At 70.3% G+C, this 23,490-nt stretch carries 19 protein-coding genes; 18 read left to right on the forward strand and 1 reads right to left on the reverse strand.

Annotated features, from left to right (window positions below):
* The first annotated feature begins 84 nt into the window (after nucleotides 1–84).
* From fmt to AB4Z09_RS05725, 3 genes are all read left to right on the forward strand, one after another.
* The gene (fmt, locus tag AB4Z09_RS05715; RefSeq protein WP_114722696.1) at nucleotides 85–1,008 is read left to right on the forward strand and encodes a methionyl-tRNA formyltransferase; all 924 of its coding nucleotides are present in this window, start codon (nucleotides 85–87) and stop codon (nucleotides 1,006–1,008) included.
* Complete coding sequence (locus AB4Z09_RS05720) at nucleotides 1,005–2,540, forward strand: RsmB/NOP family class I SAM-dependent RNA methyltransferase (RefSeq protein ID WP_302675484.1); 1,536 nt, start codon at nucleotides 1,005–1,007, stop codon at nucleotides 2,538–2,540. The genes fmt and AB4Z09_RS05720 overlap by 4 nt, the downstream gene beginning before the upstream one ends.
* A 112-nt stretch (nucleotides 2,541–2,652) precedes the next feature.
* The gene (locus tag AB4Z09_RS05725; RefSeq protein WP_442239330.1) at nucleotides 2,653–3,510 is read left to right on the forward strand and encodes a mycofactocin-coupled SDR family oxidoreductase; all 858 of its coding nucleotides are present in this window, start codon (nucleotides 2,653–2,655) and stop codon (nucleotides 3,508–3,510) included.
* 18 nt (nucleotides 3,511–3,528) lie between these two features.
* Here the strand turns inward: AB4Z09_RS05725 and AB4Z09_RS05730 are convergent, their stop codons facing one another.
* Entirely contained in the window at nucleotides 3,529–5,895 is a 2,367-nt protein-coding gene (locus AB4Z09_RS05730) for a phosphoketolase family protein (protein WP_174909966.1), read from the reverse strand.
* Nucleotides 5,896–6,169: 274 nt separating this feature from the next.
* On the opposite strand from AB4Z09_RS05730, the gene AB4Z09_RS05735 reads away from it, so the two are divergent.
* The 15 genes from AB4Z09_RS05735 to tpiA all read left to right on the forward strand — a co-directional run bounded on the left by AB4Z09_RS05735 (nucleotide 6,170) and on the right by tpiA (nucleotide 22,893).
* A complete protein-coding gene (locus tag AB4Z09_RS05735) occupies nucleotides 6,170–7,180 on the forward strand; it encodes a zinc-binding alcohol dehydrogenase family protein (RefSeq protein WP_114722754.1) in 1,011 nt (336 codons plus the stop codon).
* Nucleotides 7,181–7,268: 88 nt separating this feature from the next.
* Nucleotides 7,269–9,620, forward strand: coding sequence for a glycoside hydrolase family 65 protein (locus AB4Z09_RS05740; protein ID WP_442239331.1), 2,352 nt, complete (start codon nucleotides 7,269–7,271; stop codon nucleotides 9,618–9,620).
* Nucleotides 9,621–9,824: 204 nt separating this feature from the next.
* Nucleotides 9,825–10,508 carry a ribulose-phosphate 3-epimerase gene (rpe, locus tag AB4Z09_RS05745; protein WP_174909970.1) on the forward strand — a complete coding sequence of 228 codons (684 nt, stop codon included), beginning with the start codon at nucleotides 9,825–9,827 and terminating at the stop codon, nucleotides 10,506–10,508.
* A gap of 44 nt (nucleotides 10,509–10,552) precedes the next feature.
* Nucleotides 10,553–11,548: a bifunctional diaminohydroxyphosphoribosylaminopyrimidine deaminase/5-amino-6-(5-phosphoribosylamino)uracil reductase RibD gene (ribD, locus tag AB4Z09_RS05750; RefSeq protein ID WP_442239341.1), complete on the forward strand. Its 996-nt coding sequence runs from the start codon at nucleotides 10,553–10,555 to the stop codon at nucleotides 11,546–11,548.
* Nucleotides 11,549–11,611: 63 nt separating this feature from the next.
* The gene (locus AB4Z09_RS05755) at nucleotides 11,612–12,223 is read left to right on the forward strand and encodes a riboflavin synthase (protein ID WP_174909972.1); all 612 of its coding nucleotides are present in this window, start codon (nucleotides 11,612–11,614) and stop codon (nucleotides 12,221–12,223) included.
* A 107-nt stretch (nucleotides 12,224–12,330) separates the two neighbouring features.
* Entirely contained in the window at nucleotides 12,331–13,578 is a 1,248-nt protein-coding gene (locus AB4Z09_RS05760) for a bifunctional 3,4-dihydroxy-2-butanone-4-phosphate synthase/GTP cyclohydrolase II (protein ID WP_114722703.1), read from the forward strand.
* Complete coding sequence (gene ribH, locus AB4Z09_RS05765; RefSeq protein WP_174909974.1) at nucleotides 13,575–14,072, forward strand: 6,7-dimethyl-8-ribityllumazine synthase; 498 nt, start codon at nucleotides 13,575–13,577, stop codon at nucleotides 14,070–14,072. The genes AB4Z09_RS05760 and ribH overlap by 4 nt, the downstream gene beginning before the upstream one ends.
* Entirely contained in the window at nucleotides 14,069–14,527 is a 459-nt protein-coding gene (locus AB4Z09_RS05770; protein WP_114722705.1) for a PH domain-containing protein, read from the forward strand. Before ribH ends, AB4Z09_RS05770 begins: the two co-directional genes overlap by 4 nt.
* 32 nt (nucleotides 14,528–14,559) lie before the next feature.
* Nucleotides 14,560–16,734 carry an excinuclease ABC subunit UvrC gene (uvrC, locus tag AB4Z09_RS05775; RefSeq protein ID WP_442239332.1) on the forward strand — a complete coding sequence of 725 codons (2,175 nt, stop codon included), beginning with the start codon at nucleotides 14,560–14,562 and terminating at the stop codon, nucleotides 16,732–16,734.
* A 29-nt stretch (nucleotides 16,735–16,763) separates the two neighbouring features.
* Complete coding sequence (gene rapZ / locus AB4Z09_RS05780) at nucleotides 16,764–17,630, forward strand: RNase adapter RapZ (RefSeq protein ID WP_114722756.1); 867 nt, start codon at nucleotides 16,764–16,766, stop codon at nucleotides 17,628–17,630.
* Nucleotides 17,627–18,688 (forward strand): gluconeogenesis factor YvcK family protein, encoded by a 1,062-nt coding sequence (locus AB4Z09_RS05785; RefSeq protein WP_114722707.1) that lies wholly within the window; start codon nucleotides 17,627–17,629, stop codon nucleotides 18,686–18,688. The genes rapZ and AB4Z09_RS05785 overlap by 4 nt, the downstream gene beginning before the upstream one ends.
* Nucleotides 18,685–19,662: a DNA-binding protein WhiA gene (whiA, locus tag AB4Z09_RS05790; protein WP_174914673.1), complete on the forward strand. Its 978-nt coding sequence runs from the start codon at nucleotides 18,685–18,687 to the stop codon at nucleotides 19,660–19,662. The genes AB4Z09_RS05785 and whiA overlap by 4 nt, the downstream gene beginning before the upstream one ends.
* Nucleotides 19,663–19,856: 194 nt before the next feature.
* On the forward strand, nucleotides 19,857–20,876 hold the full coding sequence (gene gap, locus AB4Z09_RS05795) for a type I glyceraldehyde-3-phosphate dehydrogenase (RefSeq protein WP_114722709.1): 1,020 nt from the start codon (nucleotides 19,857–19,859) through the stop codon (nucleotides 20,874–20,876).
* A gap of 16 nt (nucleotides 20,877–20,892) precedes the next feature.
* Entirely contained in the window at nucleotides 20,893–22,104 is a 1,212-nt protein-coding gene (locus AB4Z09_RS05800; protein ID WP_114722710.1) for a phosphoglycerate kinase, read from the forward strand.
* Between the two features lie 3 nt (nucleotides 22,105–22,107).
* Nucleotides 22,108–22,893 (forward strand): triose-phosphate isomerase, encoded by a 786-nt coding sequence (tpiA, locus tag AB4Z09_RS05805; RefSeq protein WP_114722711.1) that lies wholly within the window; start codon nucleotides 22,108–22,110, stop codon nucleotides 22,891–22,893.
* Nucleotides 22,894–23,490 lie beyond the last annotated feature (597 nt).

The following is a 23,490-nucleotide window of genomic DNA, read 5'->3' on the forward strand; positions in this document are numbered from 1 at the left end:
GGCACCGCCGGGATTCGATGCTCCGGGAGCCGCCCTCGTGAACACCTCGCCCACCCGCTCCGACCACCTGGAGGCCCGGAGCTGATGCGCATCGTCTTCGCGGGGACGCCCGAACCGGCCGTGCCGTCGCTGCAGCGGCTGATCGACTCCGAACGTCACGAGGTGGTCGCCGTCGTGACCCGGCCCGACGCCGTCGCCGGTCGCGGGCGGAAGCTGGTCCGTTCGCCCATCGGGCAGCTCGCCGACCAGCACGGCATCGAGGTGCTCACGCCCGCGTCGGCGTCGGACCCGGAGTTCCTGGCGCGATTGCGGGAACTCGAGCCCGACGCGTGCCCGGTGGTCGCGTACGGCAACCTGCTGCCGCGCCCGGTGCTCGACGTTCCGCGGCACGGCTGGATGAACCTGCACTTCTCGCTGCTGCCCGCGTGGCGGGGTGCCGCTCCCGTGCAGGCCGCGATCAACGCCGGCGACGAGATGACGGGCGCGACGGTCTTCGATCTCGACGAGGGTATGGACACCGGACCCGTGTACGGAGTGGTGACCGAGGCGATCCGCACGACCGACACGGCGGGGGCCCTGCTCGGGCGCCTCGCCGAGAGCGGCGCGCTGCTTCTCGAATCGGTGCTCGACGGTGTCGAGGACGGCACCGTGCACGCGGTCCCGCAGCCGCCGGACGGTGTGTCCCATGCGCCGAAGGTGTCGGTCGAGTCCGCCCGGATCCGCTGGGACCAGCCGGCTCTCGCCGTCCACCGGCACGTGCGTTCGGTGACTCCCGCTCCCGGGGCGTGGACGATGATCGGGGATCTGCGGGTGAAGGTCGGACCCGTGACGCTGGCGCAGGAGACGTTGCGGCCCGGGCAGATCGAGGTCCGCAAGGACGGCTTCTACGTGGGCACCTCCACGACGGCGGTCCGGCTCGATCAGGTCCAGCCGCAGGGCAAGAAGCAGATGGCAGCGGTCGACTGGGCGCGCGGTGCGCGTCTCGACGGAGAGGTTCGGGCACAGTGAGCGAGTCGAGGCGACCCAACAGGTCCGGCGGCGGACAGGGCGGCGGCCAGGGCGGCGGCCAGGGCGGCCGCCGAACCGGGGGCCGCGGCGGCAGCGGTGGTCAGGGCGGCCGGAGCGGTGACAACAACCGGCCGCGGCAGGCGAAGCGCCCGGATCCGGCGCAGGCGTCGGTCGACCAGTCGCGGCGCGCGGCCCGGGACGTGTTGCGCGCGGTGCGCGAACGCGACGCCTATGCGAATCTCGTTCTGCCGGGGCTGCTCCGGGAACGACGGCTCGACGGCCGCGACGCGGCCCTGGCGACCGAGTTGGCGTACGGCGCCGCCCGCGCCCGCGGTCTGCTGGACGCCGTGATCGCGAAGTGCGCGGGCCGCCCGATCGAGGAGATCGACGGCCCGTTGCTCGACGTCCTGCAACTCGGCGCCTACCAGTTGCTGCGCACCCGCATCGCATCGCACGCCGCGGTCGCGACGTCGGTGGATCTCGTTCGTGCCGAGGCCGGTTCGGGCAAGGCGGGTTTCGTGAACGCCGTCCTGCGCCGGGTGTCGGAGAAGACCGAGGACCAGTGGGTGGCCGAACTGGCCCCGGACGCCGCCGTGGACCCGGTGGGACACCTCGCCTTCCGGTACGCCCACCCGACGTGGATCGCGCAGGCGTTCGCCGACGCCCTCGGCGCCGATGCGGGCGAGCTCGAGGCCGTCCTCGCTGCCGACGACGCCCGTCCGGCGGTCCACCTGGTCGCCCGGCCCGGTGAGATCTCGGCGGAGGAGCTGGCTCTGATCACCGGCGGCGAGGTGGGAGCGTACTCGCCGTACGCGGTCCACCTGGACGGTGGTGATCCCGGTCTGCTCGACGCGGTCCGCGAGGGTCTGGCGGGCGTGCAGGACGAGGGCAGCCAGCTGGTGGCCCGCGCGCTCACGCTCGCGCCGATCGACGGGCCCGACAGTGGACGCTGGCTCGACCTGTGCGCCGGCCCGGGCGGCAAGGCCGCGCTGCTCGGTGCGTTGGCGGGGATCGAGGGCGGACGCCTCGACGCGGTGGAGCCCGTCGAGCATCGTGCCGACCTGATCCGCAAGACCACCCGCGAGCTGCCCGTCGACGTGCACGTCGCGGACGGTCGCGACCCCGGTCTGGACGGCGGCTACGACCGGATTCTCGTCGACGCCCCGTGCACCGGGCTGGGCGCCCTGCGTCGACGTCCGGAGGCGCGGTGGCGGCGGCAGCCGGCGGACGTGGCGGGTCTGGTGAAGCTGCAGCGCGAGCTGCTGGCGTCGGCGCTCGAGCTCGTCCGGCCCGGCGGGGTGGTGCTGTACTCGACGTGCTCGCCGCACGTGTCGGAGACGGTGGCCGTGGTCGCCGACGCCGTGCGCAGGCACGGGGCGATCCCGCTCGACACGCGGGAGTTGCTGCCCGGGGTGCCCGGCCTGGGCGACGGGCCCGGGGTCCAGCTGTGGCCGCACCGGCACGGAACGGATGCGATGTTCATGGCGGCGCTGCAGCGGCCTGCAGACGACGCCGGGGCCTCCGGGTCCTGATTACGGCCCGGGCCCGCGGCTCGGAATGTGTTCCGATTCACACTGCAACGTGTTGTAATCCACAGTGGGTGGCGGCCCGTCACCCACTGTGGGCAGGCACGGAGGAGGACTGATGAATCGGGTTGCCGGGAAAGTCGTTCTGATCACGGGCGCCGCGCGCGGGCAGGGCCGCAGCCACGCCGTCCACCTCGCCGACGAGGGCGCGGACATCATCGCGTTCGACGTGTGTGCCGACATCGAGAGCAACGAGTACCCGCTGGCCACGGAGGCCGATCTCGAGGAAACGGCGCGGCTCGTCGAGAAGGCGGGCAGCCGTGTCGTTGCCGTGAAGGTTGATGTCCGGGATCGTATCGCTCTGGAACGTGAACTCGCCGAAGCGGTTTCGAAGCTCGGGCGGCTCGACGTCGTGGTCGCGAATGCGGGAATCTGCCCGTTGGGCAATGACGTGCCGGTGCAGGGCTTCGTCGATGCGTTCGACGTCGACTTCGTCGGCGTCGTCAATACCGTCCACGCCGCGATGCCGTACCTGGGCGCCGGGGCGTCGGTCATCGCCACCGGTTCGGTCGCGGGTTTGGTGCCGCAGATCGGGATCAACGGCCAGCAGGCGATGCAGGGTCCCGGCGGGGACGGCTACGGGCTGGCGAAGAAGATGATCTGGACGTACACGCAGTCCCTGGCGCTGACGTTGGGTCCCAGTTCGATCCGCGTCAACGCGATCCACCCCACCAACGTCAACACCGACATGCTGCAGAGCCCGCCGATGTACAAGACGTTCCGGCCCGATCTCGAGAACCCGACGGCCGAGGACGCGAAGGTGACGTTCCCGTTCATGCAGGCGATGCCGACGCCGTGGGTCGAACCGGAGGACATCTCGCACGCGGTGGTGTACCTCGCGTCCGACGAGTCACGCTTCGTCACCGGCCAACAGTTGCGGGTGGACGCCGGTGCGGGGATGAAGCTGGGGATCTGACCGCCCGGCCGGCCCGCCTCACACCGGTTCCGGCCAGACCCAGTTGCACACCTCCGGCATGTCCTCGAGGTGTTCGCGGACGTATCCGTGGTGCCGTTCGAGCATCCGCTCGCAGTAGCCCGTGAGATCCGCGGCGCCGTCGGGTTCCCGTCGGCACCGGCGCAGCGCCTCGATCGCCAGGTGGTAGCGGCTCATGTGGTTGAGCACCACCATGTCGAACGGCGTGGTGGTCGACCCCTGCTCGGTGTAGCCGCGCACGTGGAACCGGTCCGGGTTCATCCGGCCGTGCAGCAGTTGGTGGAAGGACCGCGCGTAGCCGTGCCACGCGACGACGACGTCCACATCCTCGGTGAACAGGCGTGCGAAGTCCTCGTGCGAACGGCCGTGCGGATGGACGTCGGGCGGCGCCATCGACATCAGGTCCACCACGTTGACCACCCGGACCCGCAGCCCCGGCACGTGCCCACGCAGCAGTGCCGCCGCGGCCAGCGTCTCCTCGGTGGGGACGTCACCCACGCACGCCAGCACGATGTCGGGTGCCGCGCCGTCGCCGGTCTCGGTTCCGGCCCAGTCCCACACCGACGCCCCGGCCCCGACGTGCTCCCGGGCCTGCTCGAGCGTCAGGTACTGCGGGTGCGACTGCTTGTCGACCACCAGCAGGTTCGCGCAGTCGCGGGTGGCGAAGACGTGCTCGGCGACGATCAGGAGCGAGTTCGCATCCGGTGGCAGATACACGCGGGTGACACCACCGGACAGCGACAGCATCGTGTCGATCAGCCCCGGCCCCTGATGCGAGAACCCGTTGTGGTCGTTGCGCCAGCACGTCGAGGTGAGCAGGATGTTCAGGCTCGCGACCGGGGCCCGCCAGTCGAGGGAGCGGGCGCGTTCGAGCCACTTGGTGTGCTGGATCGTCATCGACGCGCTCACCATCGCGAACGCCTCGTACGTCGCGAACAGCCCGTGCCGGCCGGTCAACAGATAGCCCTCGAGCCAGCCCTGGCACAGGTGTTCCGACAGCACCTCCATCACCCGGCCGTGGTGCCCGACATGGTCGTCGCCGGGAATCAGGGTGCCGACGAAGCAGCGGTCGGTGACCTCGAAGACGGCGCCGAGCCGATTGCTGTTGGTCTCGTCCGGGCAGAACAACCGGAAGTCGTCGGGGTTGGCCGAGTAGATGTCGCGCAGCATCTCGCCGAGCGGACGGGTCGTCTCGTGGTGGACGGCGCCGGGCACGCGCACCTCGACGGCGTACCGGTCGGGTGCGGGCAGATCCAGCGGGCGCAGGAGTCGCCCGCCGTTCGCGTGCGGGTTCGCGCCCATCCGCTTGTCACCGGACGGTGCCAGCGCCGCCAGTTCGGGGACCAGGCGGCCCTGCGGGTCGAACTGTTCCTCGGGCCGATACGAGCGCATCCACTGCTCGAGCGTCTGCAGGTGCGTGGGGTCGTCGCGTACGTGGGCGATCGGTACCTGGTGCGCTCGGAACGTGCCCTCGACCTGCACGCCGTCGACGATGTCCGGTCCCGTCCAGCCCTTCGGCGTGCGCAGCACGATCGCCGGCCACCGCGGCCGCTCGGTGAACCCCGACCGGCGCGCATCGTCCCGGATCCGCGCGATGGCGGTGTGCGCGCGATCGAGCGTCTCCGCGAGGTCGCGGTGTACCTGCATCGGGTCGTCACCGGAGACCGCCACCGCGTCCCAGCCGATCGCGCGCAGCACAGCCAGAACCTCGTCGTCGGTGCGTCGTCCGAGGACCGTCGGGCCGGAGATCTTGTAGCCGTTGAGGTGCAGAACGGGCAGTACCGCGCCGTCGTGGGTCGGGTCGAGGAAGAACGGGACCTTCCACGACGCGGCCAGCGGGCCGGTCTCGGCCTCACCGTCCCCGACGACGCACGCCACGATCAGGTCCGGGTTGTCCATCGCGGCGCCCGCGGCATGCGCCAGCGAGTAGCCCAGTTCACCGCCCTCGTTGATCGAACCCGGGGTCTCCACGCCGGAGTGACTCGGGATCCCGCCCGGCGTCGAGAACTGCCGGGCCAGTCGGCGCAGTCCGGCCTCGTCGGGGCTCACCTCCGGGTACAACTGCGAGTACGTGCCCTCGAGATAGGTATTCGCGACGACGGCGGGTCCGCCGTGACCAGGACCGGCCACGAACAGCACGTTCGCGCCGGTTCGCCGGATCAGCCGGTTGAGGTGGGCGTAGACGAGGGACAGGCCCGGGCTCGTGCCCCAGTGTCCGAGCAGTCGCGGCTTGATGTCGGGCGGTACCAGCGGGCGTCGCAGCAGGACGTTGTCGCGCAGGTAGATCTGGGCCACCGTCAGGTAGTTGGCCGCCATCCAGTACCGGTGGAGCAGTTCTAGATCGTCGTCGGTCGGGTGCTCGTCCACGGATCGGCTCCTCCGGTCGAGGCGAAGGTCTCTCCATCCTGACGGTTGTCGGCTCCATTTGCCAGGGCCGACCCGCGGGTGGGCCCACACTGACCGGTACCTCCGGTTGCCCCTGTCGCCGGGCCACCGAACCAGGCATCCTGGAAGAAGCGACACCGGCATCGTCCACAGGTGCCGCGCACCGGTTCCGGCCGGCGCCGACGACACGAAGTACGGATCTCGTATGCGGACTGAAAACTCGCGGACCTCACGAACCACGACGTCGACCACCATGATGCGTGCCTGGCGGACGACGAGACCGGGTCCACTCACCGATCGCCCGCTCCAGATCGGCCGGGAACTTCTGCCCCGACCGAACAGCGGCGAACTGCTGGTCCGGGTGCTCGCGTGCGGAGTGTGCCGCACCGATCTGCACGTCGTCGAAGGCGAGTTGCCGCCGCACCGCCTCAACGTCATACCGGGGCACGAGGTGATCGGCGAGGTCGTGGGCGTCGGCGAGGACCTCGGCGAGCACGCCGGACGGTTCACACCGGGACAGCGCGTCGGCGTCCCGTGGCTGCGCAGCACGTGCGGACACTGCCGCTACTGCGTGCGCGGAGACGAGAACCTCTGTCCCTATTCGACGTACACCGGCTGGGACGCCGACGGCGGTTACGCCGAGTACACCACCGTGCCGGCCGACTTCGCGCTGGAACTGCCCACCGGCTATCCGCTGGTGGAACTCGCGCCGCTGCTGTGCGCGGGCATCATCGGCTATCGGTCGCTGCTGCGCGCCGATCTGCCCGAGGGCGGCCGGCTCGGCATCTACGGGTTCGGCGGCAGTGCGCACCTCACCGCGCAGGTCGCGCTGGCGCGCGGCGCGCGCGTGCACGTGATGACGCGTGGGGAGGAGGCCCGCGAGCTGGCGTTCAGTCTCGGTGCGGCATCGGTGCAGGGCGCCGCGGACCCGCCGCCGGAACCGCTGGATTCGGCCATCCTGTTCGCGCCGACCGGTGACCTCGTGCCGCCCGCGCTGGAGGCGCTCGACGCCGGCGGCACGCTCGCACTGGCCGGCATCCACCTGAGCGACATTCCGCCCCTCGACTATCAGCGGCACCTGTTCCGCGAACGGCAGCTTCGCAGTGTCACCGCGAACACGCGGAAGGACGCGCGGGAGTTCCTCGCGTTCGCGCAGCAGCACCGGCTCCGGGTGAGCGCCCACCGATATTCGCTCGACGCCGCCGACCGGGCGCTCGCGGATCTGGCGGGCGGCGTGTTCGGGGGAGCCGCGGTGCTCGTCCCGTGAACCGGCGCCGTGAACGCCGGGGGTGTCCTAGCGTGGACTGACGGGTGCGTTCCGACGGCCCGCGCCCGCGAGTGGGAGGACGGCCGCCATGATCACCCATCCCGCCTTCACCGTCGACCCGTGGAGCCTGCGCGCCACCAGCCTCGACCTCGACGTGCTCGCGCAGACCGAGTCGCTGTTCACCCTCGCGAACGGTCACCTCGGGTGGCGGGGCAACCTCGATGAGGGCGATCCACACGGGCTGCCGGGCAGCTACCTGGCCGGTGTCTACGAGGTCCGACCCATGCCGTACGCCGAACCCGGCTACGGATACCCCGACTCGGGCGAGACGATCATCAACATCACCGACGGCAAGATCGTGCGGCTCCTCGTCGACGACGAGCCGTTCGACGTGCGCCGCGGACACGTCGTCAAGCACGAGCAGGAACTCGACATGCGCGCCGGTGTGTTGCGCCGGGTCGTCGAGTGGCAGTCCCCGGCCGGCCGGACGGTGCGGGTGTCGACCGTGCGGTTGGTGTCGTTCGCCCAGCGGACGCTCGGTGCGATCCGGTACGAGGTGGAGCCGCTGGACGGGCCGGCGCGGGTGGTGCTGCAATCGGAACTGGTCGCGAACGAACCGATGCCGCACGCGGAGGCAGATCCCCGGGCGGCCGCGGTGCTCGCGGAGCCGTTGATCGCGGAGGAACACTTCGATCACGACGCGCTGGTCCAGTTGGTGCACACGACCGGCGAGAGCGGCCTGCGCATCGCGGTCGCGATGGACCACGAGGTGTCGGGGCCCGACGTGCATGTCGAGACCGAGAGCTACCCGGACCAGGGGCGGGTCACCGTGACCGGTCACACGAGGCCGGGCCGGGCCCTGCGCATGGTCAAGTACGTCGCGCACGCCTGGTCGGCCCGGCGGACCGCTCCCGCGATGCGCGACCAGGTCGCGGGGGAGTTGACGCTGGCCCGCGAGAGCGGCTGGGACGGACTGGCCGCCGAGCAACGCGCCTACCTCGACACGTTCTGGGCGCGCGCCGACGTCACCGTCGACGGCGACCCCGAGGTGCAGCAGGCGGTGCGGTTCGCGTTGTTCCACATCCTGCAGGCGTCGGCGCGGGCCGAGGGGACGGCCGTCGCGTCCAAGGGCCTGACCGGACGCGGATACGACGGCCACGCCTTCTGGGACACCGAGATGTTCGTGCTGCCGGTCCTCACGTCGGTGCTGCCGGATGCGGTGGGCGACGCGCTGACCTGGCGACACTCCACGCTCGGGATGGCGCGGGCGCGGGCGCGGCAACTAGGCTTCGACGGCGCGGCCTTCCCGTGGCGGACCATCACCGGCAAGGAATGCAGCGGGTACTGGCCGGCCGGGGCCGCCGCCTTCCACGTCAACGCGGCCGTCGCGCACGCGGTGAGCGGGTATCTGCGGGCCGACGGCAACCCCGACTTCGAGCTGACGGTGGGCCTGGACCTGCTGGTCGAGAGCGCGCGCCTGTGGCATTCGCTGGGCTACTTCGACGAGGACGGCCGCTTCCGGATCGACGGGGTGACGGGCCCCGACGAGTACAGCGCGCTGGTCCGCAACAACCTCTACACCAACCTCATGGCCCGCGAGAACCTGACCGCCGCAGTCGAGATCGTCGAGCGACACCGGGACCGGATGCCCGACCTCGGCGTCACGGACGAGGAGATCGGCGGGTGGCGGACCGCGGCCGATCGCATGTTCGTGCCCTACGACGCTCGGCGCGGCGTGCACCCGCAGTCGGCGGGCTTCACCGATCGGCAGGTGTGGGATTTCGCCGGCACGCCCCCGGAGCATTATCCGCTGCTGCTGCACTATCCGTACTTCGACCTGTATCGCAAGCAGGTGGTCAAACAGGCCGACGTGGTGCTTGCGATGCAGTGGGTGCCCGACGCCTTCACCGCGGAGGAGCGGGCACGCAACTTCGCCTACTACGAACGGCTCACGGTCCGGGACTCGTCGCTGTCCGCGTGCAGCCAGGCCGTGGTCGCCGCCGACGTCGGCGCCCTGGACCTGGCGTACGCCTACCTGGGCGAGACCGCGCTGATCGATCTGCTCAATCTCGAACACAACACGAGCGACGGGCTGCACCTGGCGTCGCTGGCCGGCATCTGGATCGCGTTGGTGCAGGGCTTCGGCGGTGCCCGCCGTCGGCGAGCCGGGCTGACGTTCCGGCCGGCGCTGCCACGGGGGATCGATCGGCTCGCGTTCGGTGTGGCGGCCGCCGGGTGCCGGCTGCGCGTCGAGATCGACCGGGTCGAGACGCGGTACCGGCTGGCGGAGGGCGACGAGTTGACCCTGTACCACGACGGAACCCCGGTCACGCTGCGCCGCAACGAGGTTCGGGTGATGCCGACCGTGCATCCGCCGGCGGGGCCGGTCGTGACCCAGCCGCCGGGGCGGGCGCCCGCGCGGCGGGGGAGCGGCGGATGATCGTGCGGTGATCCCGCGGACGTGGGTGGATGCTCCCGGTGTGTCGGTGGCCCGATCGCGAGACGGGAGTGTTTGTCGCAGGGGTTCTCCCGCCGTCGCACGGGTTCTCCGTATGCAGAACCCCTGCGGCACCGCCGGAACCCCTGCGGCCCTCACCCGAACCGCGCACACCCACCCCACGCGGCAACAACTAAACTCGCTGCCGTGGCAACCCCGATGATCGCTCCGTCCATTCTCTCCGCAGACTTCGCACGCCTCGCCGAGGAGGCCGACGCTGTTGCCGGCGCCGACTGGCTGCACGTGGACGTCATGGACGCCCACTTCGTGCCGAACCTGACGCTCGGCCTGCCCGTCGTGCAGAGCCTGCTCAAGGCCACCGACATTCCGCTGGACTGCCACCTGATGATCGACGATCCGGGCCGCTGGGCGCCGCCGTACGCCGAGGCCGGTGCCCACAACGTCACCTTCCACGCCGAGGCCACCGACGATCCGGTCGCGGTCGCCCGCGACATCCGCGCGGCCGGCGCCAAGGCGGGCCTGAGCGTGAAGCCGAACACGCCGATCGAGCCGTACTTCGATATCCTCAAGAGTTTCGACACCCTGCTCGTGATGAGCGTCGAGCCCGGCTTCGGCGGCCAGTCGTTCATCCCGGCCGTGCTCGACAAGGCCCGGGCCGTGCGCAAACTGGTCGACGCGGGCGAACTGCGTCTGCTCGTCGAGATCGACGGCGGCATCAACGTCGACACCATCGAGCAGGCGGCCGAGGCCGGCATCGACTGCTTCGTCGCCGGTTCCGCCGTCTACGGCGCCGCCGACCCCGCGGCCGCAGTCCGCGGACTGCGTGAGCAGGCGGCCAAGGCGTCCCCGCACCTGACGCTGTCGATCTGACGGACCCGTCCGTGACGACCTCTGCGCGTGCCCTCGAGGCCGCGATGCGGCTGGCGATCGACGCCTCGCACGGCGTGCGGGGCACCACCAGCCCCAACCCGCCCGTCGGCGCCGTGATCCTCGACGCGTCGGGCGCGGTCGTCGGTGTCGGCGCCACCCGGCCCCCGGGCGGTGCGCACGCCGAGGTCGTCGCGCTCGCCGAGGCCGGGGAGCGGGCCCGCGGAGGGACTGCGGTCGTCACGCTCGAACCGTGTAACCACCGGGGCCGCACCGGTCCCTGCTCGCAGGCGCTGATCGACGCCGGGGTCGCGGCCGTGCACTACGCCGTGTCCGACCCGAACCCTGCCGCGGCGGGCGGCGCCCAGCGGCTCCGGGAAGCGGGCGTGACGGTGTCGGCGGGCCTGTCGGCCGACGACGTCGAACACGGCCCACTGCGCGCGTGGCTGCACCGGCAGCGTCACGGACGTCCGCACGTCACGTGGAAGTTCGCCGCCACCCTCGACGGTCGCAGCGCCGCCGCGGACGGCACCAGCCAGTGGATCACCGGGCCGGAGGCGCGGGCACGGGTGCACGCCGACCGGGCGCGGCTCGACGCCATCGTCGTCGGAACCGGCACGGTCCTGGCCGACGATCCGTGGCTCACCGCGCGCCTGCCCGACGGCTCGCTCGCCCCGCACCAGCCGCTGCGCGTAGTGGTCGGGACGCGCGAGATCCCGCCCACCGCGAAGGTCCTGGACGATGCAGCCCCCACGCTGGTACTGCGCACCCACGACGTCGACGACGTGCTGGTCGCCCTCGCTGATCAGGACGATGTCCTGATCGAGGGCGGCCCCCGGCTGGCCGGGGCGTTCCTCGCCGCCGGACGGGTCGATCGGGTCCAGGCGTACCTCGCGCCCGTCGTGTTGGGCGCAGGGTCCCACGCAGTGGAAGACGCGGGGGTCCACACCATCGCCGAGGCGCTACGGTTTCGGCGGGAGAGCGTCGAGACGATCGGCGACGACCTGTTGTTGAACCTGATCCCGCGGGGGATCCGAAGTTGAACCGATCCCTCCGGGATCACCGTTGAACCGATCCCTCCGGGATCCGAAGGAGTGAGCGAAGACATGTTCACCGGAATCGTCGAGGAACTCGGCGAGATCGTCGCCAAGGAGGACCTGGCGGACGCCGCTCGGTTCACCGTGCGCGGACCGCTGGTCACCTCCGATGCGGGGCACGGCGACTCGATCGCCGTCAACGGCGTCTGCCTGACCGTCGTCGACGTCCTCGACGGGGAATCGTTCACGGCCGACGTGATGCGCGAGACCCTCGTGCGGTCGAGCCTCGGCGCCCTCGATGTGGGCAGCCGGGTCAACCTGGAACGTGCCGCCGCGGTGAACAGCCGGCTCGGCGGGCACATCGTTCAGGGCCACGTCGACGGCACCGGCGAGGTCATCAGCCGGAGCCCGTCCGAGAACTGGACCGTGGTGCGGATCTCGCTGCCGTCGAGCATCGCCCGGTACGTCGTCGAGAAGGGCTCGATCACCGTCGACGGTGTGTCGCTGACCGTGTCCGCGCTGGGCGGACAGCGCGGCGACGAGTACTTCGAGATCTCCCTGATCCCGACCACCCTCGGCCTGACCACGCTCGGCTCGGCCGAGCCCGGCACCCCGGTCAACCTGGAGGTGGACGTCATCGCCAAGTACGTCGAACGCCTGCACACCGCCGGCGGCCGATAGCCGGAATAACGACCTCGTATCGCGAGGTCGTACTGTTGAGGTGCATCTGAAGCGATGCGCCGGGACATACTCGAGCACACCAGTTCAAGAATTTGGAGCCCAAGCACGTGACCAGGTTCGACAGCATCGAGCGCGCAGTCGCTGACATCGCCGCAGGTAAAGCGGTTGTCGTAGTCGACGACGAGGATCGCGAGAACGAGGGCGACCTCATCTTCGCGGCGGAGAAGGCCACCCCCGAACTCGTGGCGTTCATGGTTCGTTACACCTCGGGTTACCTCTGCGTCCCGCTCGACGGCGAGGACTGCGACCGTCTCGGCCTGCCGCCGATGTACGCGACCAACCAGGACAAGCACGGCACCGCGTACACGGTCACCGTCGATGCGCGCGAGGGCATCGGCACCGGCATCTCCGCCTCCGACCGTGCCGCGACGATGCGTCTGCTGGCCGACCCGGACAGCGGTGCGAACGACTTCACCCGTCCCGGCCACGTCGTGCCGCTGCGCGCGAAGGAGGGCGGCGTCCTGCGTCGCCCCGGTCACACCGAGGCCGCGGTCGATCTCGCCCGCATGGCGGACCTGCGTCCGGCCGGCGTGATCTGCGAGATCGTCAGCCAGAAGGACGAGGGCCACATGGCCCAGACCGAGGAACTCCGGGTGTTTGCGGACGACCACGATCTGGCCCTGATCTCGATCGCCGACCTCATCGCGTGGCGCCGCAAGCACGAGAAGCACGTCGTGCGTGTCGCCGAGGCCCGGATCCCCACCCGTCACGGTGACTTCACCGCCGTCGGCTACCGCAGCATCTACGACGACGTCGAGCACGTCGCGCTCGTCCGCGGCGACCTCTCCGACAGCGACGGCAGCGACGTGCTGGTCCGCGTGCACTCGGAGTGCCTCACCGGCGATGTCTTCGGTTCGCTGCGCTGCGACTGTGGCCCCCAGCTGGATGCCGCACTCGACATGGTGGCGCAGGAGGGCCGCGGTGTCGTGCTGTACATGCGCGGACACGAAGGCCGCGGCATCGGCCTGATGCACAAGCTGCAGGCGTACCAGTTGCAGGACGCGGGCTCGGACACCGTCGACGCGAACCTGCAGCTCGGCCTGCCGGCGGACGCCCGCGACTACGGCATCGGCGCGCAGATCCTCGTCGACCTCGGCATCAAGTCGATGCGGCTGCTGACGAACAATCCGGCCAAGCGAGTCGGCCTCGACGGCTACGGCCTGCAGATCACCGACCGGGTTCCGATGCCGCTGCGCGCGAACGCCGAGAACCTCACGTACCTGCGCACCAAGCGGGATCGCATGGGCCACGACATGATCGGTCTGGACGAGTTCGAGGCCGGGGACGCACTGTGAGCGGCGAGGGACGCCCCGACCTCCAGCTCGGCATGGCCAAGAATCTCAAGCTCGCGATCGTCGCCGGCCAGTGGCACCCCGAGATCAGTGAGGCGCTCGTCGCCGGCGCCAGGCGCGTCGCCAAGCAGGCTCAGATCGAGGAGCCGACGCTGATCCGCGTGGCGGGCGCGATCGAGTTGCCCGTCGTGGCGCAGGAATTGGCGCGCTCGCACGACGCCGTCGTCGCGCTCGGCGTCGTGATCCGCGGCGGCACACCGCACTTCGAGTACGTGTGCGACGCCGTGACGGCCGGCCTGACCCGGGTGTCCCTCGACGAGGGCACCCCGGTCGGCAACGGCGTGCTCACCACCGACACCGAGCAGCAGGCACTGGACCGGTCGGGCCTGCCCGGCTCGGTCGAGGACAAGGGCGGCGAGGCGTGCGCGGCGGCGATCGACACCGCGGTCACGCTCGCGCAGCTCCGACGCATGCGGACGGGGCAGTCGACCCGATGAGCGCGAACGAGGACTGGGAGTTCGAGGTCCGCTCCAAGAAGTCGCCGCGCTACGCGATGATCGCCGCGGCCGTGCTGGTGGTGGTGCACGTGACGCTCGGCGTCCTGCTCCGGACGTCGGCGACCGGTGTGTACTTCCGGGTGGTGGACCAGTTCGCGATGGCGGGCATCGGGATCCTGCTGGCGGGCGGCGTGCTGCTGCTGACCCGTCCGCGCCTGCGGGTCGGTCCGCGGGGCATCGCGGTCCGCAACATCCTCGGTGAGCGCATCGTCGACTGGGATCTGGACGAGGGCATGTCGTTCCCGGACGGGGCGCCGTGGGCCCGGATCGAGCTGCCCGACGACGAGTACGTGCCGGTGATGGCGATCCAGGCCAACGACGGCGAGCACGCGGTGCGGGCGGTCCGCCGGTTCCGCGAGCTCGAAGCGAAGTACACGGGCTCGCGCGCCGCCTGAGTGCCGTCGGTACCGCCGACTAACCTTGAATCGTGCCTGATCCTTCGACGTATCGCCCCGCCCCGGGAACCATCCCGGCGGCGCCGGGTGTCTACAAGTTCCGCGACCCGCACGGCCGGGTCATCTACGTCGGCAAGGCGAAGAGTCTGCGGTCGCGACTGAACTCGTACTTCGCGGACGTCTCGTCGCTGCATCCGCGGACCCGGCAGATGGTCACCACCGCGGGCAGTGTCGAGTGGACGGTCGTCAGCACCGAGGTCGAGGCACTCCAGCTCGAATACAACTGGATCAAGGAGTTCGATCCACGGTTCAACGTCCGCTATCGCGACGACAAGACGTACCCCGTCCTCGCGGTGACGTTGAACGAGGAGTTCCCGCGACTGTTCGTCTACCGCGGTCCGCGCCGCAAGGGAGTGCGCTACTTCGGTCCGTACTCGCACGCCTGGGCCATTCGCGAGACGCTGGATCTGCTGCTGCGGGTTTTTCCTGCCCGGACGTGCTCGGCCGGAGTATTCAAGCGGCACAGCCAGATCGGCCGGCCGTGCCTACTCGGCTACATCGACAAGTGCTCGGCGCCGTGCGTCGGCCGGGTCAGTGCCGCGGAGCACCGGGAGATCGTCGAGGACTTCTGCGACTTCCTGTCCGGGCGCACCGATCGGCTGGTCCGCCAGCTCGAGGTCCGGATGCAGGACGCCGCGGAGGAACTCGACTTCGAGACCGCCGCTCGGCTGCGCGACGACATCGGTGCACTGAAGAAGGCGCTCGAGAAGCAGGCCGTCGTCCTCGGTGACGGCACCGACGCCGACCTGGTGGCGTTCGCGTCCGACGACCTCGAAGCGGCGGTGCAGGTGTTCCACGTCCGCGGCGGCCGGGTCCGGGGTCAACGCGGCTGGGTGGTCGAGAAGGCGGGCGACGTGATCGAGCGGGACGCGGTCGCCCTCGATGCCGCCGATGCCGCCGGCGCCCCCGGCGCCTCGGAGGAGGCGATCCTGGTGGAGCAGTTCCTCACCCAGTTCTACGGCGAGCAGGCCGCCCTGGGCGACGGCGGCGCACAGGCCGACCAGCCGGCCAACGCCGTCCCCCGGGAGGTACTCGTCCCGGTGCTGCCGCGGGGCGCCGAAGAGATCCAGCGGTGGCTCTCGACGCTGCGCGGGTCATCCGTGCAGTTGCGGGTCCCGCAGCGCGGCGACAAGAAGGCGCTCGCCGAGACCGTCGAGCGCAACGCCAAGGAGGCGCTCACGCAGCACAAGCTCAAGCGTGCCGGCGACTTCACGTCGAGATCGGCTGCGCTGCAGGGTATCCAGGAGGCGCTCGACCTGGATTCGGCCCCGTTGCGGATCGAGTGCGTCGACATCAGCCACGTCCAGGGCACCGACGTCGTCGCGTCGCTGGTCGTGTTCGAGGACGGTCTTCCGCGCAAGTCCGACTACCGCCACTACGCGATCAAGGAGGCCGCCGGTGACGGCCGCTCCGACGACGTCGCGAGCATCGCCGAGGTGACCCGTCGCCGGTTCCTGCGGCACAACCGGGACGTCGCTGCGGGGGCGAACCCCGGCGCCGACATCGACGGTGACGGGGCCGACGGCGGCGATCTCGCGCCGGAGGCCGCGCTCGACCCCCGGACCGGGCGGCCCCGTAGGTTCGCGTACCCGCCCAACCTGTACGTCGTGGACGGCGGCGCCCCGCAGGTCGCGGCCGCCGCGGAGGTGCTCGACGAACTCGGCATCACCGATGTCGCGGTCATCGGACTCGCGAAGCGCCTCGAGGAGGTGTGGGTGCCGGGGGAGGAGGATCCGGTGATCCTGCCCCGGACCAGCGAATCGCTGTACCTGCTGCAGCGGGTCCGCGACGAGGCGCACCGTTTCGCGATCACGTTCCACCGCAGCAAGCGATCACGGCGGATGACCGCGTCGGCCCTGGACTCGGTGCGCGGGCTGGGGGAGACTCGGCGGACCGCACTCGTCACCCATTTCGGGTCCGTGGCCAGGTTGCGCAGCGCGACCGTCGAGGAGATCACCGCCGTTCCGGGGATCGGCACCGCCACCGCACAGGCGGTCCTCGAGGCGCTCGCGGGGTCCGATCCGGCGGCCGATCCTGCGCCTGCACCGGGCGATGCCGGATCGGATGTCGCTGCGGGCAGCGCCGTCGTGGGGGATGATGTGACGGACATCGGCGCTTCGAAACGAACAGGACACACTCGCGAGTGAACGACCTGCAGGATTCTGGTGGGCAAGGCATGGAGGTTGCGCTCGTCACCGGACTGTCCGGTGCGGGGCTGAGCACGGCGGCGAAGGTCCTCGAGGACCTCGGCTGGTATGTCGTCGACAACCTGCCGCCCGAGCTCATCGCCCGGATGGTCGACCTCGGGGTCGAGTCCGATCCGCCGATCCGGCGGCTCGCAGTGGTGATGGACGTGCGCAGCCGCCCGTTCTCCGGCGACCTGGGCCGGGTCGTGACCGCGCTCGAGGCGATGCCCGTGCAGATCCGGGTGTTGTTCCTCGAGGCCAACGACTCGGTCCTGATCCGCCGGTTCGAGCACGTGCGACGCAGCCACCCGCTGCAGAGCGACAGCAAGGAAGGCACCCTCTCGGAGGGGATCGCCGCCGAGCGGGCGAAGCTGGCTCAGGTGCGGGCCGCGGCCGACCTGGTGGTCGACACGTCCTCGCTCGCGGTCCGCGAGCTGCGCGAGAAGATCGAGACGGCCTTCGGCGGCGAGGGCAGCTCCGAGATCCAGGTGACCGTGCAGTCGTTCGGGTTCAAGCACGGTCTGCCGATGGACGCGGACCTGGTGTGCGACGTGCGGTTCCTGCCGAATCCGCACTGGATTCCCGAACTGCGCGAGCACACCGGACTGGAGGAGGCGGTTCGGGACTACGTCCTGTCCCGCGACGAGGCCCAGGAGTACCTGGATACGTACCTGCGCCTGCTGGAACTGACGACGGCGGGATACCGCCGGGAGGGAAAGCGCTACATGACCATCGCGGTCGGATGCACCGGCGGCAAGCATCGCAGTGTTGCCATGTCGGAGGCGCTCGCGGCGCGTCTGCAGAAGGAAGACGGCCTCGCCGTCCGCGTCGTGCACCGTGATGTGGGGCGCGAATGAGCGACGATCGACTGCACGGCAACGGCCGCACACCCCGAATCGTCGCGCTGGGTGGAGGCCACGGTCTGTACGCGACGCTCAGCGCCGCGCGGCGGCTGAGTTCGGACGTGACCGCGGTGGTCACGGTCGCCGACGACGGAGGTTCCTCGGGACGGCTGCGCGGTGAACTCGGCGTGATCCCGCCGGGCGATCTGCGGATGGCACTGGCCGCGCTCGCGTCGCGGGAACCACAGGTCCAGACGTGGACGGACGCCGTCCAGCACCGCTTCGGCGGCACGGGCGCCCTCGCGGGCCACTCGGTCGGAAACCTGATTCTCGCCGGTCTCACCGAGGTCCTCGGCGACACGGTCGCGGCGCTCGACACCGTGGCGCGACTGCTCGACGTCGAGGGCCGGGTGCTGCCGATGTCGCCGGTGGCGTTGGAGATCGAGGCGGACGTCGTCGGACTGGAGTCCGATCCACGGGTGAGCCGGTGCATCCGCGGACAAGTCGCGGTCGCGACTACACCGGGAAAGGTGCGCCGCGTGCGGCTGCTGCCGGCGAGCCCGCCCGCGTGCCCCGACGCCCTGGCCGCGATCGAGAATGCCGATGTCGCCGTGCTCGGACCCGGCTCGTGGTTTTCGAGTGTGATTCCTCACGTTCTCGTGCCGGACCTGCTCGACGGTCTGATGCGTTCGTCTGCGCGGAAGGTGCTGATCCTCAACCTCGCGCCCGAACCCGGCGAGACCGCAGGATTCTCCGCGGAACGTCATCTGCACGTACTGTGCCAGCACGCGCCCGAATTCCGTGTCGACCATGTGGTCGTCGACTCGGCATCGGTTCCGGCCGGGCGTGAACGCGACCATCTGTGCCGCGCCGCGACGCAACTCGGCGCGGACGTCGTCTACGCGGATGTCGCCGAGGACGGAACCCACAAGCATCATGCGGGCAAGCTCGCGGCGGTGCTCGAACGCCTCACCGCGCAACAGACGGGCGAGCACCGCCCGGTCGAGGTGCGCGGGAGCGAGCAGCCTGCCGAACGGACAGCAGGGGGAAGGGAGAGCGCCACGTGGCGATGACAGCCGAGGTCAAGGACGAGCTCAGCAGGCTCACGGTGACTCAGGTGAGTTGTCGGAAGGCGGAGGTGTCGGCGCTGCTCCGGTTCGCCGGCGGGCTGCACATCGTGGGCGGCCGGGTCGTCGTGGAAGCCGAGGTGGACCTCGGATCGATCGCACGGCGCCTGCGCGGCGAGATCCTCGACCTCTACGGGTACCACTCGGACGTGCACGTGCTGAGCGCCAGTGGCCTGCGCAAGAGCTCCCGATACGTCGTGCGGGTCGCGAAGGAAGGCGAGGCGCTGGCCCGCCGGACCGGACTGCTCGACATGCGGGGGCGTCCGGTGCGGGGCCTGCCGGCGCAGGTCGTGGGCGGCAGCGTGGGGGACGCGGAGGCCGCGTGGCGCGGCGCGTTCCTGGCGCACGGCTCACTCACCGAGCCGGGGCGCTCCTCGGCCCTCGAGATCAGCTGCCCGGGCCCGGAGGCGGCCCTCGCGCTGGTCGGCGCGGCCCGGAGGCTCGGCATCACTGCGAAGGCGCGCGAGGTCCGTGGCACCGACCGGGTGGTCGTGCGCGACGGCGAGGCGATCGGCGCGCTGCTCACCCGGATGGGTGCGCAGGACACCCGGCTCACGTGGGAGGAACGCCGCATGCGCCGCGAGGTGCGCGCCACGGCGAACCGTCTCGCGAACTTCGACGACGCGAACCTGCGCCGGTCCGCGCGCGCGGCCGTCGCGGCTGCGGCGCGGGTCGAACGGGCCCTCGAGATCCTCGGCGAGGACGTCCCCGACCACCTCGCGGCGGCGGGCACGTTGCGCGTCAAGCATCGGCAGGCCTCGCTCGAGGAGTTGGGGCAGCTCGCGGATCCGCCGATGACCAAGGACGCCGTCGCCGGTCGCATCCGGCGACTGCTGTCGATGGCGGACCGCAAGGCCAAGGAGGTCGGGGTCCCCGACACGGAGTCGGCGGTGACCCCGGAGTTGCTCGAAGAGGCGTGACGATCGGTCGACGACCCACCCCGGTTCCGGTGACCGGGGCAGATGCGCGCGTATGCGGGTGCGCGCACTAGGGTGGGACACGCATCGACCGATGAGTCTCGCGTTTCGGTTCGATAGTCGTGGGTATCACGTGCTCGCGGGGTTCTCGCGGGCGAAAACTGGCACACCAGAGTAGATGGGCAAAGGAGCTAACTGTGACGGTCCGGGTAGGCATCAACGGCTTCGGTCGTATCGGACGTAACTTCTTCAGGGCGGTCGATGCGCAGAAGGCGCTCGGCACCACCGACATCGAGATCGTGGCGGTCAACGACCTCACGGACAACGCGACGCTGGCTCACCTGCTCAAGTACGACTCGATCCTGGGTCGTCTGCCGCACGAGGTCTCGCTCGAGGGTGACGACACCATCGTCGTCGGCGACACCAAGATCAAGGCGCTGGCGCACCGCGGCCCGCTGAGCGAGCTCCCCTGGGGCGAGCTGGGCGTCGACGTCGTCGTCGAGTCCACGGGCATCTTCACCGACGCCGAGAAGGCCAAGGGCCACCTCGAGGCCGGTGCCAAGAAGGTCATCATCTCCGCGCCCGCCAAGGGCGAGGACATCACGATCGTGATGGGCGTCAACGACGACAAGTACGACGGCAGCCAGGACATCATCTCCAACGCGTCCTGCACCACCAACTGCCTCGGCCCGATCGCCAAGGTCCTCGACGACGAGTTCGGCATCGTCAAGGGTCTGATGACGACGGTCCACGCGTACACGCAGGACCAGAACCTGCAGGACGGCCCGCACAGCGACCTCCGTCGCGCCCGCGCCGCCGCGCTGAACGTCGTTCCGACCGGCACGGGTGCCGCCAAGGCCATCGGCCTGGTCCTCCCGCAGCTGCTGGGCAAGCTGGACGGCTACGCGCTGCGCGTGCCGATCCCCACGGGCTCGGTCACCGACCTGACGGTGAACCTCGCGAAGCCGGCCACCATCGCCGAGATCAACGCCGCGATGAAGGCTGCCGCCGAGGGCCCGCTGAAGGGCATCCTCAAGTACACCGAGGCTCCCATCGTGTCCTCGGACATCGTGACGGATCCGCACTCCTCGATCTTCGACGCCGGCCTGACCAAGGTCATCGACGACCAGGTCAAGGTCGTCTCCTGGTACGACAACGAGTGGGGCTACTCGAACCGCCTCGCGGACCTCATCGGCCTCGTCGCCAAGTCCCTCTGATCCGGGTCTGGTCCACGTGGCTGTCAAGACTCTGAAGGATCTGCTGGACGAGGGGGTCGAGGGCCGTACCGTGCTGGTGCGCTCCGACCTCAACGTTCCGCTGGACAACGGAACGATCACCGATCCGGGCCGGATCGTCGCGTCCGCGCCGACCATCTCGGCGTTGGCCGAGGCGGGCGCCAAGGTCATCGTGATGGCGCACCTCGGCCGCCCCAAGGGCGAGCCGGATCCGGCGCTGTCGCTGGCGCCTGTCGCCACGAAGCTCGGTGAGGTGCTGGGCCGCAACGTCCAGCTGGCCGGTGACGTGGTGGGCCAGGACGCGCTCGCGCGTTCCGAGGGCCTGACGGACGGCGATGTCCTCCTGCTGGAGAACATCCGTTTCGATCCGCGCGAGACCAGCAAGGACGACGCCGAGCGCGAGGCGCTGGCGAAGGCGCTCGTCGACCTCGTCGACGGCGACGGCGCGTTCGTCTCCGACGGTTTCGGCGTCGTGCACCGCAAGCAGGCGTCGGTCTACGACGTGGCCGAGCTGCTCCCGCACTACGCGGGCAACCTGGTCGCGGCCGAGGTCGAGGTGCTGCAGAAGCTGACGCAGGACTCCGAGCGTCCGTACGCGGTCGTGCTCGGCGGCTCGAAGGTGTCGGACAAGCTCGCCGTGATCGAGGCGTTGGCCCCCAAGGTCGACACCCTCGTCATCGGTGGCGGCATGTACTACACCTTCCTTGCCGCGCAGGGCATCTCGGTGGGCAACTCGCTGTGCCAGGAAGAGATGATCGGCACCTGCAAGGACCTGCTCGAGCGGTATGCGGACGTCATCCACATCCCGCAGGACGTGGTGATCGCGGACTCGTTCTCGGCGGACGCGGAGTCGAAGACGGTCTCCGTCCTCGAGATCCCGGACGGCTGGATGGGTCTGGACATCGGACCGGAGTCGGTGGAGCGCTTCGCGGCGATCCTGTCGGGTGCCAAGACGGTGTTCTGGAACGGCCCGATGGGTGTGTTCGAGTTCTCGAAGTTCGCGGCCGGCACCAAGGGTGTCGCCGAGGCGATCGTCGAGGCCACCGGCAAGGGCGCGTTCAGCGTCGTCGGCGGCGGTGACTCCGCGGCGGCCGTGCGTCAGCTCGGTCTGCCCGAGGACGGCTTCTCGCACATCTCGACCGGCGGCGGCGCGTCCCTCGAATACCTCGAGGGCAAGACCCTGCCCGGCATCGAAGCACTGGAGGGCTGAGGTTTGACTCGAAAGCCCCTGATCGCCGGCAACTGGAAGATGAATCTCAACCACCTCGAGGCCATCGCCCTGGTGCAGAAGATCGCTTTCTCGTTGCCCGCGAAGTACTTCGAGAAGGTCGACGTGACGGTGATCCCGCCGTTCACCGACATCCGCAGCGTGCAGACGCTGGTCGAGGGCGACAAGCTCCTGCTCACCTACGGTGCGCAGGACGTCTCGGCGCAGGATTCGGGCGCGTTCACCGGCGAGATCAGCGGTTCCATGCTGGCCAAGCTGGGTTGCACGTTCGTCGTGGTCGGACACTCCGAGCGGCGCACGCTGCACGGTGAGTCCGACGAGCTGGTGCTCGCCAAGACCAAGGCGGCGCTGAAGAACGGGCTCACCCCGATCGTGTGCATCGGTGAGGGCCTGAACATCCGCGAGGCCGGCGAGCACGTGGCGTACAACGTCGCGCAGCTGAAGGGCTCGCTCGCGGGCCTGTCGGCGGACGAGATCGCCAAGGTCGTCGTCGCGTACGAGCCGGTGTGGGCCATCGGCACGGGCAAGGTGGCCTCGGCCGCCGACGCCCAGGAGGTCTGCAAGGCAGTGCGCGAGACCCTGGTCGAGCTGGCTTCCCCGGAGGTCGCTGCCGGTGTCCGCGTGCTCTACGGCGGCTCCGTCAACGCCAAGAACGTCGGCGAGATCGTCGGCCAGGCGGACGTGGACGGTGCGCTCGTGGGCGGCGCCTCGTTGAAGGCGGACGAGTTCGCGACGCTGTCGGCCATTGCGGCCGGTGGCCCGCTGCCGTGAACGGCTGATGTCGCTGCCGTGATCGGCTGATGTCGCTGCCGTGATCCGGTAGCAACCCGAAGACGAACGCTGGGCGCGTGACCGTGAAGGTCACGCGCCCAGCGTTTTTCGTTCATGCGCGCAGAGGAGCAGCTTTGCCTGCCGCGTGACAATCGTTGCCCGGTCGACGCCGAGTCCCTCCGTCAGGTACCGGTCGAAGGTGCCGTAGTTCCGGTCGACCTCCCGCGAACGAGGCTTCGAGGTAGCTCGCATCGACCCCGATGAGTTGGCGGTAGATCTCGGCCGCCTCGGACCCCTTTGACTGCGGTGATCTGGTCGAGAGTGGCCTGGATCGTCGCGGCCGAGTACTCGTTGGACAGCCCGCCGAGGCCGGTGTACCCGACTCCGTTTCCCGCGATGTCACGGAAGTTGTGCACCGACGTAAGGCGTGGCGTCTCGGCCTGCCCGGCAACGCCGGATCCCGGATCCGATGAACCGAGCGAGCTCGGTGACGAGGCGTCGGCGACGGCCGGTCCGGCGAGGAGCAGTAGCCCGTCACGGTCAGTGCGGCCGTCGTTCGGCCACGTCGGAAACGCTTGCGGTGCACAGGGTTCGTCA

The organism is Rhodococcus sp. TAF43, assembly GCF_052113525.1.
In the GTDB taxonomy this organism is placed as follows: Bacteria; Actinomycetota; Actinomycetes; order Mycobacteriales; family Mycobacteriaceae; genus Prescottella.